Annotated in this window: 9 protein-coding genes and 5 tRNA genes; 3 read left to right on the forward strand and 11 right to left on the reverse strand. The window is 62.8% G+C overall.

Features of this window, described 5'->3' with window-relative positions; genetic code table 11:
- The first annotated feature begins 868 nt into the window (after positions 1 to 868).
- The gene (locus ACB039_RS02515; protein ID WP_005326086.1) at positions 869 to 2,125 is read left to right on the forward strand and encodes an amidohydrolase; all 1,257 of its coding nucleotides are present in this window, start codon (positions 869 to 871) and stop codon (positions 2,123 to 2,125) included.
- A 72-nt stretch (positions 2,126 to 2,197) separates the two neighbouring features.
- Here ACB039_RS02515 and yjjG read toward each other — a convergent pair whose 3' ends face one another.
- The 10 genes from yjjG to ACB039_RS02565 form a co-directional block, all read right to left on the reverse strand.
- Positions 2,198 to 2,878 (reverse strand): pyrimidine 5'-nucleotidase, encoded by a 681-nt coding sequence (gene yjjG, locus ACB039_RS02520; protein ID WP_043131948.1) that lies wholly within the window; start codon positions 2,876 to 2,878, stop codon positions 2,198 to 2,200.
- 29 nt (positions 2,879 to 2,907) lie between these two features.
- Positions 2,908 to 4,404, reverse strand: coding sequence for a leucyl aminopeptidase family protein (locus tag ACB039_RS02525; protein ID WP_371165060.1), 1,497 nt, complete (start codon positions 4,402 to 4,404; stop codon positions 2,908 to 2,910).
- 145 nt (positions 4,405 to 4,549) lie between these two features.
- Positions 4,550 to 4,626: transfer RNA gene (locus ACB039_RS02530), tRNA-Met, on the reverse strand.
- 110 nt (positions 4,627 to 4,736) lie between these two features.
- Positions 4,737 to 4,813 (reverse strand) — tRNA-Met (locus tag ACB039_RS02535).
- Between the two features lie 102 nt (positions 4,814 to 4,915).
- Positions 4,916 to 4,992 (reverse strand) — tRNA-Met (locus tag ACB039_RS02540).
- 102 nt (positions 4,993 to 5,094) lie between these two features.
- Positions 5,095 to 5,171 (reverse strand) — tRNA-Met (locus ACB039_RS02545).
- A gap of 92 nt (positions 5,172 to 5,263) precedes the next feature.
- Positions 5,264 to 5,340: transfer RNA gene (locus tag ACB039_RS02550), tRNA-Met, on the reverse strand.
- A gap of 268 nt (positions 5,341 to 5,608) precedes the next feature.
- The gene (locus ACB039_RS02555; RefSeq protein WP_371165061.1) at positions 5,609 to 6,328 is read right to left on the reverse strand and encodes a hypothetical protein; all 720 of its coding nucleotides are present in this window, start codon (positions 6,326 to 6,328) and stop codon (positions 5,609 to 5,611) included.
- 102 nt (positions 6,329 to 6,430) lie between these two features.
- Positions 6,431 to 8,065 (reverse strand): ATP-dependent endonuclease, encoded by a 1,635-nt coding sequence (locus ACB039_RS02560; RefSeq protein WP_042648114.1) that lies wholly within the window; start codon positions 8,063 to 8,065, stop codon positions 6,431 to 6,433.
- Positions 8,066 to 8,326: 261 nt separating this feature from the next.
- Positions 8,327 to 9,247 carry a helix-turn-helix domain-containing protein gene (locus ACB039_RS02565; RefSeq protein ID WP_049832180.1) on the reverse strand — a complete coding sequence of 307 codons (921 nt, stop codon included), beginning with the start codon at positions 9,245 to 9,247 and terminating at the stop codon, positions 8,327 to 8,329.
- Between the two features lie 124 nt (positions 9,248 to 9,371).
- On the opposite strand from ACB039_RS02565, the gene ACB039_RS02570 reads away from it, so the two are divergent.
- Together ACB039_RS02570 and ACB039_RS02575 are read left to right on the forward strand one after the other, a co-directional pair.
- Positions 9,372 to 10,289 carry a DMT family transporter gene (locus tag ACB039_RS02570; RefSeq protein ID WP_042648116.1) on the forward strand — a complete coding sequence of 306 codons (918 nt, stop codon included), beginning with the start codon at positions 9,372 to 9,374 and terminating at the stop codon, positions 10,287 to 10,289.
- 52 nt (positions 10,290 to 10,341) lie between these two features.
- A complete protein-coding gene (locus ACB039_RS02575; protein WP_371165062.1) occupies positions 10,342 to 11,274 on the forward strand; it encodes a LysR family transcriptional regulator in 933 nt (310 codons plus the stop codon).
- Positions 11,275 to 11,281: 7 nt separating this feature from the next.
- Here the strand turns inward: ACB039_RS02575 and ACB039_RS02580 are convergent, their stop codons facing one another.
- Positions 11,282 to 12,061 (reverse strand): TSUP family transporter, encoded by a 780-nt coding sequence (locus ACB039_RS02580; protein WP_371165063.1) that lies wholly within the window; start codon positions 12,059 to 12,061, stop codon positions 11,282 to 11,284.
- Positions 12,062 to 12,066: the final 5 nt, after the last annotated feature.

A 12,066-nucleotide genomic window follows, 5' to 3' on the forward strand; every position in this document is an offset into this window, starting at 1 on the left:
CGGCGGGCGGGGCAGCGGGGCTTGTCCCTGCCGAATGCCTGCTGTTTTACCCTGTTTTCCCCGATGAATTGAAATTATGCCGGGAGGTGATGACGATAAAGCGCTGTCCCTACTGAGTTTACCCCATGACGGGCAGATAAAAATGATGGGATAAGGAAAATGACAACACCAGCCAGCCAACCCATCATTGGCGACACTTTCAGGCGCACCACCCTGCCATTTCTCGCCACAAAAGTTGATGACCACCAAAATGGTCTCGTACAAGCCCCATCAAAAAACGCAAACAAAAAACCATAAGTGACTGTATATAAACAACATAGTGATAAATATCATATACTAAAAATCCACCGCCTCATGAATGGGTGATAAAACGCCCACAAAATTACAAAAACACAGCACTACGACACCAGCGACTTAATTTTGCCACATAAATACATTTTTCATTGTTATCCCCTGTCATTGTGGTATCTTGCTCTCATCATCAGTCAGCCAAGGGAGACAAAATAATGAAAGAGTTCGTTGTTACCGCCGTTTTTACCGTGTTTTTCACTCTGGTTGCCGTCTCTCTGCCCTCGCTGGCACAGCTCTAAGGCGGTTAATCGGTCAGGCAGTTGCTTGGCCTGCGTCTTGATAGCGCCACCAGGCCGAAAAAACGCCCGCAAAGGTGGTTTTTTGAAGCCTTGTGCAAGAACAGGATGCCAGTCAGGAGTTATTGTCCATCAGTGAGCATTTAACGACCTGAACGTCATGATCGCCGTTCTTGCAAGGGGAGCCTCAGTGCTCCCCTTGCCGCATCTGTCTCTGCGGGATTTACTCTTGCCCCCCTGCCCGTCACAATGTCCGCTGGATTTGCCATGCAGGAATCACCATGACTCAGGATGCTCTGCGCCACTGGCGCCGTGACCTTCACCGTCTCCCCGAAGCCGCCTGGTGTGAATTTCGCACCAGCGCCCTCATCGCCCACCACCTCTGTGAACTCGGTTTTTCCGTCATGCTGGGGGACAAGCTGCTGGCCAGCAACCTCATCATGGGACGGGAGATAGACGTCGCAGCCCAGAAGGAGCGTGCCCTGCGTCAGGGGGCCCACCCCGACTGGCTGGCCCGCATCGACGAGATCACCGGGGTGATGGGGGTCTGGGACAGCGGCCGCCCCGGCCCTACCCTGGGCTTTCGCTTCGACATCGATGCGGTAGAAGTGGAAGAGAGCCGGGAGCCGGCACACCAACCCTGCCAGGAGGGTTGGCACTCCGCCAACCCGGGCTGGATGCACGCCTGCGCCCACGATGGCCACACCGCAATCGGGCTGGTGCTGGCCGAGCGGATCGCCGCCCTGGCCGATGGTCTGAACGGCCGCATCAAGCTGTTCTTCCAGCCTGCCGAGGAGGGATGCCGCGGCGGCAAGGCGCTGGCGGCGGGCGGTCAGCTCGATGACGTGGATGCCCTGCTGGCGCTTCACATCGGCATTCACGCCAACAGCGGCGAACTGGTGATCAATCCCACCGAGTTTCTCTGTTCAACAAAATTTGACGTGGAATTTATGGGGCGCGCCGCTCACGCGGGACTCGAGCCCAACGCCGGCAGCAATGCCCTGGCGGCGGCCTGCATGGCCACCACCGCCATGCTCGGCATTGCCCGCCACCGGGACGGCATGACCCGCATCAACATTGGCCAGCTCAATGGGGGCAGCGGTCGCAACGTGATCCCGGGTCACGCCCGCCTGCAGGGAGAGACCCGTGGCACGACCCCGGCTCTCAATGACTACATGTTCGGCCAGGTGCAGCAGATAGTGGAAGGGGCCGCCATGATGCAGGGGGCCAGCTACCTCATTCGCAAGCAGGGGGAAGCCATCGGCATAGAGAACAGCCCGGCCCTGCTCAAGGAGATAGTGCCGCTGGCCGAGGCGCTCAAGCTTGAGACCATCCACACCCGCCGCTTCGGCGCCAGCGAGGATGCCGGTTTTCTCATCGAGCGAGTACAGCAAAATGGCGGTGAGGCCGCCTACCTCATTCTGGGGGCCAATCTGGCGGCGCCTCACCACCATCCGGAGTTCGACTTCGACGAGGCCGTGCTGGCTCCCGGCGTCGCCCTGCTCGAGGCCTGGCTGCTCAGCCGCCTCGGCACCTGAGTACGCCAGCGATGAAAAAAGGCAGCCCGAGGGCTGCCTTTCTTGTCTTTGCGAAGTCGCCTAGGGCCTGGCTCAGCGCCCCAGCACTATGTCAGAGAGGTGGGCGAAGTGATGGATCTCGTGGGTCGCCTCGCAGGGCCCCTGCTGGCGGGCGGGGTTGTACCAGCAGGTCGCCAGCCCCTGGGCGGCGGCACCGGCGATGTCGGTCTTGGGGTTGTCCCCCACCATCAGCACCCGCGCCGGGCTCGGTTGTCCCATCAGATCCAGAGCGTGCTGGAAGATGGCGGCGGCCGGTTTGGTCACCTGCACCTCGTCGGAGATAACGAGGGGCTCGAACCACTCATTCCAGCCCAGCTTGTCGAGACGACCGCGCTGGGGCAGGCTGAAACCATTGGTGATGATCCCCATCCTGACCCGGCTCTTCAGGGCCAGCAGGGTCTCCTCCACCCCCTCCAGCGGCACGCTCAGGGCGATGATCTGCTGCAGGAAGGTGTCGTTCATCGCCATGGGCGCCACGTTCACCTGCTCGGCAAACATCGAAAAACGGGTCTGCTGCAGCCGGGTGGCATCTATCTCACCCGAATTGTATTGCTGCCACAGCCTGTGGTTCAGCTCGTGATAGGCCGCCATCCTGGGGGGCGTCGGCGTCACGCCATAGATCTGCAGGGTACGCTCCAGTGCCTGGGCGACCGGGAAATCGAGCAGGGTCTCGTCCAGATCGAACAGCACCCAGTCATAGCTTGCTTGTTTCACGCTTGTCCTTATTGGTTGTACTTGGCAATTCATATCGTTGCCTGAGTGCCAGGCTCGGCCATCCCAAGCGGGCTGGCGAGCAGGGTCAGCGACAGCCTGACACCAAACCCGGTCACTTCGCTGCCGACCACGCCGTTGCCCCCCTTGTTGCGAAAACCGCTCAAGTCGAGGTGCAACCAGGGTGTCTGCCCGGGCACGAAGCGGCTGAGGAAGCGGGCCGCATCGATGTGATCCGGCGAGGTACCCGGCGCGCACTGTAACAGATCGGCCCACTCGCTATCGAGGTTGTCATCGAAATCCTCGTCCAGCGGGAAGGGCCAGATCCGTTCACCGCTCTGCTGCCCCAGGCGTATCAGCTCGGGAAGCCAGTCGGGGCGATTGGTGAAGGCGCCGCTGTAGCGGCTGCCGAGCGCCCGCTTGCAGGCACCGGTCAGGGTTGCGTAGTCGATCAGCAGATCGGGCTCCCCTTGGGCCGCGAGCGCCAGGGCATCCGCCAGCACCATGCGCCCCTCGGCGTCCGTGTCCACCACCTCTATGGTGGTGCCATTGAGGGCGGTCACCACCTCCCCCGGTCGATAGGCTTTGGGGCCTATGTGGTTCTCGGCGATGGCGAGCCAGCAGTGTACCTCAACGGGCAACTTGGCCCGGCTGATGGCATGCAGGGTCCCGAGCGCCACCGCGCTGCCCCCCATGTCCAGGTGCATGCCATACATGCTGCCACTCACTTTCAGGTTATAGCCCCCGGAGTCGTGGCAGATCCCCTTGCCCACCAATGCGATGCGACGCACCGGATTGGCCGGGCAATAGCTGAGCCTGACGATGGCAGCCTGGTTGTCCTCCGAGCCCCTGGCCACCGCCAGGAAGGCGCCGGCACCGAGTTTGGCGAGGGCCGCCTCGTCGAACTCCTGCCACTGCCAACCCTCCTGTTGCGCCAGCTGCCGCGCGAAGGCACGGTAACTGCCGGCATTGAGTTCTGAGGCAGGCAGGACGGCCAGGTGACGGGCCAGCCCGTTGCCCTGCGCCTCGGCCTCGATGCGGGCCAGATCAAGGACGCAGGGGGGAGACAGGGTCAGACTCTGATAGCCGATGGGCGCCTCGTCAGCGCGCTTCTGGGTGGGCAGCGGCACATCGGCCGCCAGCAGGGTGGCGAGCACCAGCTCGGCCAGCAGCGCCCGGGGCGCCTCATCGAAGCCCTCCAGGTGCAGCGCCAGCTGCGCCACCTTGAGGCCCGCGAGGGGGGCTGTCCAGGTGCGGATCTGCTTGTAGAGCCGGTGATCCACAACGGGCGCCGAGTCCACGAAGAGCACCAGTTGCAGACCCTGACCATCCGCCAGCCGGTAAGGGGCCGGCAGACCCAGGGCTATCTGGGACGCCACCCCGGCGAAGGCCGGCTGCGCCAGCAGGGCATCGCGCCCGGTCTCGGCTACCAGCAGCAGTTTGACGGGAATGTTGCTCGCCATCACCTCATTCAGGGTGGTGGTCTGCATGGTTATCTTGGGAGGAAGGTAGTTGAAAGCGTGCATCACAGGGAGAGGCCTCATCCATGAACAGAAGCCAGAATGATACCGAACAAATGGGACAAAGGATCGCCACCACATAAATTAATGTGCTGGATCAGGGTGATATACGAGGGAGTCGAGATGGATATAAAGAGAGGAATAGATGACAAGTTGGTTGCGGGGGCCGGATTTGAACCGACGACCTTCGGGTTATGAGCCCGACGAGCTACCGAGCTGCTCCACCCCGCGTCCGAATTGTGTGTCCGTTACCGGACCTTGCCCGCAAGTTGCCGAGCAGTAGCAGCTTGCGTCTTCGCCTCATCGCTGTGGTACAAAACCTAGCCATGAGAACAAATAGTTGGTTGCGGGGGCCAGATTTGAACTGACGACCTTCGGGTTATGAGCCCGACGAGCTACCGAGCTGCTCCACCCCGCGTCCGAATTCTACTGCCGTTATCACCGCGCACTACCGAGCAGAGGTAGTTTGCTGTCTTTACGTTCACCGCTTGGCATCAGCCTTGCCATGAACACAAATAGTTGGTTGCGGGGGCCAGATTTGAACTGACGACCTTCGGGTTATGAGCCCGACGAGCTACCGAGCTGCTCCACCCCGCGTCCGAATTGTACTGCTTTCATCACCGCGCACTACCGAGCAGAAGTAGTGTGCTGTCTTTACGTTCACCGCTTGGCATCAGCCTTGCCATGAGCACAAATAGTTGGTTGCGGGGGCCAGATTTGAACTGACGACCTTCGGGTTATGAGCCCGACGAGCTACCGAGCTGCTCCACCCCGCGTCCGTATTTTTCCGAAGTGACCGAGCACTAGCCAGTTCGAATCGTCTTCATCAGCTATCACCCTAAGGTTGTCGTCGATGTCGACACTCAGATGGTTGCGGGGGCCGGATTTGAACCGACGACCTTCGGGTTATGAGCCCGACGAGCTACCGAGCTGCTCCACCCCGCGTCTGAGGTCGCCAATAATAGGCTCCAACGCTGAGATTGCAAGTAATTATCCTAAAAAAAGTTTACCAGGGGATTAAACCATCACATGTTGTGTTCTTTTGCAACAAACCGTAGTTTTTTCAGTCAACTAGGTGCCGACCTTGCCACTCAAGGCCCTCGCCTGCCAGGCTGCGCTACCGGCTCCGGCGTGCCACATACCCCTCTCTATGTATGAAAAAGCCCGCGTCTACACAGACGCGGGCTTACTCCCTGGCTTGCCACTGTGCGACTCAGGCCAGCTGGTGCAGCACGCTGGTCGCCGCTATCTGGGCGATGATGAGACCGCACAGGGTCACGGACAACACCACGGGGGCCGTCTCCTGCTGCCGGTAGATAGGGCTGAACCAGAGCAGCAGGGCGGCAATGAGCAAGCCCGCCTGGGTCAGCACCCCGGGGATCAGGGCATCGAGCCCAGCGCCATTGTCCTGCCCGCTCACCAGCACCGCCAGCCAGATCAGGCTCAGCATGGCGGCCAACAGCCCCGCCAGCGGCAGCAGCAGGTTGAATGCCTGCAGGCGGTGGCGGGCACGCAGCAGCATCAGGTGGGCGAAGGCCGAGCCCAGCAGCACAATCTGCAGCACACCATTCAGCCAGCCCTGGATCTGCAGCAGACCCAGGCCATAGAGAGCGAGCGGCATGGCGGGCAGCCACAGCAGGGTGGCGGGAATGGCACGCTTGCCCTCGAGGCGGGACTGGGCCAGGGAAAGCACTATCCCCAGGATCAGGGCGGCGCCCCCGCACCAGGGAAGCCAGCCGGTCACCCCGGCTTCAATTCCCAGCATCAGGGAGAGGCCGGTGATCACCCAGATGGAGAAGAGCTGGTTGGTGATCCGCGAGCGCTGGCCCGGGCAGAGATCCCCACGCCACAAGACGATCCCGAGCGCGATCAAGGCCCCCAGGGCCATCAGGCCGGTCAGGGAAAAGAGCCAAAAAGGAAGTTGGACGAACATAGGGTCTCCGGCAGCAAACAGAGGACAGGACCAAGAGGCCCCGGCAGCAAAAATGAGGGGCGAGTATACCCAAACCCGCCCCTATTCCCAACGCCTGCGAGACTAGCTCTGGCCGCGGGCCAGGGCCACCACCCGTGCAAACATCTGCTTGAGCATGGGGGGAATGTGTTCGCTGCCAAGGCGCTCCGCCTCCTCCACCACGGCCAGCGCCATGCCGGGCTTGCTGCGGTGATGAATGGCCTTGGAGATGATGCGCCCGGCGTTGAGGGTGGAGCGCCCACCGACACCCGCCTCGCGCCGAAACACCGCCTCGAATCCGTTCTGGTAGAGGTAGTGCTCTATGTCCGCCGAGGGCAACTGGGTCAGCCGGTCCCGTTCACGCTCCCCCTTGAGCAGGGAACGAGCCGAGCTCGCGTACTTGGCGCCCGCCTCGTCGCCGTCGGTGAGCAGGTGCCACTCGATGCCGAAGTCACGGGCCACCTTGATGAGAGGGGCCTGACCGCACTGGGCAAACTCGATGATGCGCACCCCCTCCGCCCGCAGGCTGTAGCCACAGATCTGGGCGAGCTCGGAGAGCAGCCAGATCTCTGTCTCCCCCTCCACCAGCAACCAGCAGCGGGCAAACATCGACATGGGTCTGTTGATCCGCACGTGGAAGGCGATTTTGCGCAGGTCATCGCTGCTGTAACGTTCCCCCCCCAACTGGTGGCAGAGGATGTCATGCTGGCGTCGCACCAGGCGGCGCACCTGATTGAGCGGCAGGGAAGAGAGCAGGTCCCCCGAGTTGGTGGTGAGCAGCTTCTGACCGGGCAACTGCTCGAGCAGGCCCCAGGCCAGTGCCAGCATGGTGGGGTGCAGGCGACTCTCGGGATCTTCCAGCATCAGGATGGGCCTGGCCCCCTCCTCCAGCTCGCGGTTGCCGCGGGCATGGAGCAGCATGGCGGCCATGCCCGCCATGGCCAGTTGCAGGGCCCGGTTATCGGCATTGCGCAGCAGCACCTGCAAGTTGCCGGGATTGCGCAGGGTCATGGGGCGATTGACGATCTCCCGCTGGCTGCGGGGCTTGTGTTTGATGGGGGCCAGGGCGCTGAAGTAGTGCTCCATCAACTGCTGTACCGCCTGCAGCGCCTCTTTCAGCTCGGGTTCGCCGATGCGCTGGGGCTCATCGGTCAACTTGCCGGCGAGCTCCCCGAGTCGCTGCTCGGAGAGATCGTCCCAGGGCAGCCGCTCTATGCCGTCGCGGGCGGTACGGGCATCCCGCAGCCGGAACACCGGGTTCATGGTGATGAGCAGCCGCACCAGCTCTTCGTTGTTGTCGATGGCCAGGCTCTTGCCAATGCCATCGAGAAAGTCATGGGTGCTCTGCACGCTGCCGTCGTCCTGCAGTTCGGCGCTGGCGCGATAGTGCACCCGGTGGAACTTGTCCTTGTGGGGGATCCAGGCCGAACCCAGGCGCGCCAATCGGCGGGAGTGCTGGCACATCTGGGGGCGGTACTCGCTGAAGGTGAGCACCAGTTGCAGGGTGCGCGACGGGCTCAGCTCGGGGTCTTCGGGCTGATGGAAATCATCGCGACTGAATTGATAGGGTTCGGCATCCCCCAGCAGGCACCAGAGGGCACGCAGCAGGCTGGACTTGCCCCAGGCGTTCTCACCGATGAGAACCGTGGTGTGATCCAGCCCGAGCGAGAGCCGATTTATCCCGCGAAAACCTTTGACTTCAATGCGTTCCAGAAACATGCGGCCATATCCAGTCCATCCTGATGGCGCAATAGTGGCAAAGTTGCCGGAAAAATCCTATCGGGTCTTGGGGTTTTCAGCGGGAACTGTGAGGCACTGCGGGTTCGGGTGGGGTGGGAACAGAGATGCGGTCTTGCGGAGCATTCCAGTGGCTGAACCAGAGGTGGCGGGTGCGGGTCTGACGTTTGCGATGATTCAATGGGCATTCCTTTTTGTGGGTAAGAGGCAGAGGGTACACCTCTTTTACCCAGAGTCTCAGCGTTATCTGTGACAGGAGAATGACAATTGTGCGCGCCACTGCCCCGGGCTCAGGCCAAAGGCCTCCCGAAAACGATTACCAAAGTGGGCCTGGGAGGAGAAGCCGCACTGGGCTGCGATGCTGGCCAGGGGATCGCTTCCTGCCAGCAGCTGCTTGGCCCGCTGGAGCCTGAGCCCCAGCAGGTAACGATGGGGCGGGCAGCCCAGGCTCTGGCCGAACATACGGGCAAAATGGTATTCGCTCAGGCCAGCCTCCCGGGCAAGATCGCTCAAGGTCACGGAGTCCGCCAGGTGGGACCGCAGATACTCCTGCACCCGCCGGACAACGACGGGCGCCAGGCCGCCCCGCACCTCCGGCAGGCTGGGCGCCTCCCGGGTATGGTGACGGTAGGCGTGCAACATCAGCATCCAGGCACCGTGGGAGAGCGCCATGCGATCGACCCCGTGCTGCCAGTCCAGCTTCATCAGCTGTGCCTGCACCAGGGCCGCGGCCTGGGGATCCTCGATGAAGGTCTTGTCCTGCAACACCAGGTGGCGCCCCTCCTTGTCGCACACCTGCTCGGCGATGCGGGTGAAGTGGGCGGGAGTGAAGTAGAGGTGGAAGAAGCGAAACTCCTCGCGTACCAGCCATTCGGATCTGTGGTGATCGGGCATGATGCACACCTTGCCGGTACCGCCATGGCCGCCGGGACCGTCGAGGCGCTCGGTCTGCTCGCCCCCCTGCAGATAGACGCTGATGGTGTGGTGACCCGGCTTGTGGTAGCGGGTCTGATCGTAGCGGTTGCGCCAGCTGGCCACCCCGAGCCCGGGCTCCAGCCAGCAGGAGTCCTCCAGCCGCGCCCCCGTGCTGACCAGGGCATCAAACACCCCCGCCTGTCGTCTCTGCTGCACCTGTCTGCCCCATCCTTGTTCCCGTGCCGTCATCTTATCGCGGCGGCTCGCCAAGCGCTGCTGCCGGCCACAAAAAACCGCAAGATGGTGCAAGCCAGCTCACGCCGTCCGATCCATGCTGATCCCCATGTCACTCTCCTTTTCATCGGATCCGCTCATGAATCTCCTGCTGTATGTTTCCACCGTCCTCATCTGGGGCAGTACCTGGATCGCCATCGCCTGGCAGCTCGGCCCCATTCCCATCGAGGTCTCGGTGCTCTATCGCTTCGCCCTGGCGGCGCTGGCGCTGTTTGCCCTGCTCACGGTGAGCGGCAGGTTCCCTCGCCTACCCTGGGCGGGTCAGCGTTATGCGGCCCTGCTCGGCGCCCTGCTCTTCTCCACCAACTTTCTCTGCTTCTATCACGCCACCCTCTATATACCGAGCGGTCTGTCGGCGGTGATCTTCGCCAGCGCCAGCATCTTCAACGGCCTCAACCTCTGGCTGTTCGAGGGCAAACGCCCCGGCCTGCGCTGGTTGCAGGGGTCACTGCTGGGCCTATTTGGTACCCTGCTGCTGTTCTGGCCCGTGCTTGCAGATGCGCAACTGGGTGCAAACGGCTGGAAGGGGCTGCTATTCGCCTGCGGCGGCACCCTCTGCTTCTCTCTCGGGAACCTTGTCTCCGCCCGTGGTCAGCGTCAGGGTTACCAGGTGTTGCAGATGGTGCCCTGGGGCATGGTGTACGGGGTGGCGCTGCTGCTGGGCTGGGTCATGGTGCTCGGTCAGTCGCTGACCCTGCCGACCGAGCCCCGCTACCTCGCGGCCATGGTCTATCTGGCCATCTTCGGCTCCGTCATCGCCTTCACCGCCTACCTCACCCTGGTGGGGCGCATCGGCGCCAGCAAGGCCGCCTATGCCACCGTGCTGTTTCCCCTGGTAGCGCTCAGCCTCTCCACCCTGTATGAGGGTTTCGTCTGGCAGACGGTCTCCATCATGGGGGTGGTGGTGAGCCTCATCGGCAACCTGGTGATCTTCGCCCCGCCCGTCAAGACGTGGCGCTGGCCGTTATCGAGGGCTGCAAACGGTACTTGCCCCTGATGCCACCAGCCCCTAAGGTAACGGCTCCCTACAGAGGATGACCGGAGAGACGATGTTACTGGAAGGGCTGGAGACACTCTGCCTGCTGGCGAGCGAGGGCACCATGGCCAAGGTCGCGAGCCGCCTCTATATCAGCCAGTCGGCGGTGAGCAAACGCATCACCCAGCTGGAGCAGCGCCTTGGCAAGCGGCTCATCGAGCCGGATGGCCGCCAGATCCGGCTCACCCCCCAGGCCCGGGAGCTGCTCGCCCGGGTAGCCCCGAGCCTCGCGGAGATGAAGGGGGTGCTGGCGGACAGCCAGACCCTCACCGACAAGACTCCCTTGCCTGTCGCCTGCTCCGAAACCCTGCTGGCGGGCTACCTCGCCCGCTTCATGCACGACTACCTGGGCCGGGATCCCCACCTTGCCCTCTCCACTCACCATACGCCGGTGATCCTGACGCGGGTACGCGGGGGGGACGCCCTGCTCGGCATCTGTGCCGGTCGCCTGCCCCCCGGTCACGGCCTGTGCGCCGAGCTGCTGCTGGAAGAGCCCTTCTATCTGGTGGGGGACGATGGGGATGAGGTGGTGCAGCCGGAGCATCAGATCGCCTTGCAAGCAACATTGACTGGCAAGCTGAGCGAGGCAGAGGTGAATGAGGAATTATTGGCGCAGGAGAAGGTGCGCAAGATACTCACCATGGATCTGGAGAACCCCTCCAATCGCTATCTGCGGGATCCCCTGGCCGCGCTCGGGTTGGTGCCAGCCATGGAGCTCGACTCCTACCTGGCGCTGATCGAGCTGGCCAAGGCCGGCATAGGCCCGGTGCTGTTGCCGGCCGGTCTGCTAGCCCTGGTGGGAGATCAGGGGAAACGGGCGCGCGCCCTGCCGGGGCTGGCGCGCCCACTGCACCTGGTCTATCGCCCAAGCAGCCTGAAACGGGCGCGGATCCAGCGGTTGGTCGAGGAGATCCGGGCCCATTTCGCCCGGGTGAGCCAAAGCTAGCGCTGACTCAGACCAGCCAGCTGAACAGCTCGGGATACTGGCTCCACACCAGCTTGGCGGACATCACCAGGGAGACGGTCACCAGCAGCGGCTTGATGAGCTTGACCCCTTTCTTGAGCACCAGCTTGGAACCGAAGCGGGCCCCGATGAACTGACCCAACGCCATGCAAAAACCGACGCTCCACACCACCTTGCCACCGAGGGCGAAGAACAGCAGGGAGGCGATGTTGGAGGTGAAGTTGAGCAACTTGGTGTGGGCCGTGGCCCGCGCCATGCCAAAGCCCGCCAGCGCCACGAAGCCGATGGCAAAGAAGGACCCGGTGCCGGGACCGAAGAAGCCGTCATAGAAGCCGACCCCGCCCCCCACCAGCAGGGCGAACATCATGGGGGTGAGGCGGCGCTGACTCTCCGCATCGCTCACTCTGGGGGAGAAGTAGAAGTAACAGGCAAACGCCACCAGCAGGAAGGGCAGCAGCCGCTCCAGGATGGCGGCGTCTATGGTCTGCACCGCCAGAGTGCCGAGGGCCGCGCCGATGAAGGTGCAGATGACTGCCGGCCAGATGATGCCCCACTCCAGGAGCCCCTTGCGGGCATAGAACCAGGTGGCGGAGAAGGAGCCGAAACTGCTCTGCAACTTGTTGGTGCCAAGCACCAGGGCGGGCGGCATGCCGGTGGCGAGCAGGGCTGGCACCGTCAGCAGGCCGCCGCCTCCGGCGATGGCGTCGATAAAGCCGGCGATGAGGGCAACCCCGAACAGGGCAACCAGGGTGAGCAGTTCCAGTTCCATCCATA

Source organism: Aeromonas sp. S2(2024) (genome assembly GCF_041402505.1).
Taxonomy (GTDB): Bacteria; Pseudomonadota; Gammaproteobacteria; order Enterobacterales; family Aeromonadaceae; genus Aeromonas; species Aeromonas media.

Excerpts from the sequence above, each read along its gene's own strand:
- ACB039_RS02560 (WP_042648114.1), bottom strand. The coding sequence starts at position 8,065 with ATGTTTCTGGAACGCATTGAAGTCAAAGGTTTTCGCGGGATAAATCGG.
- ACB039_RS02515 (WP_005326086.1), top strand. The coding sequence starts at position 869 with ATGACTCAGGATGCTCTGCGCCACTGGCGCCGTGACCTTCACCGTCTC.
- ACB039_RS02565 (WP_049832180.1), bottom strand. The coding sequence starts at position 9,247 with ATGACGGCACGGGAACAAGGATGGGGCAGACAGGTGCAGCAGAGACGA.
- ACB039_RS02570 (WP_042648116.1), top strand. The coding sequence starts at position 9,372 with ATGAATCTCCTGCTGTATGTTTCCACCGTCCTCATCTGGGGCAGTACC.
- ACB039_RS02580 (WP_371165063.1), bottom strand. The coding sequence starts at position 12,061 with ATGGAACTGGAACTGCTCACCCTGGTTGCCCTGTTCGGGGTTGCCCTC.
- ACB039_RS02575 (WP_371165062.1), top strand. The coding sequence starts at position 10,342 with ATGTTACTGGAAGGGCTGGAGACACTCTGCCTGCTGGCGAGCGAGGGC.
- ACB039_RS02555 (WP_371165061.1), bottom strand. The coding sequence starts at position 6,328 with ATGTTCGTCCAACTTCCTTTTTGGCTCTTTTCCCTGACCGGCCTGATG.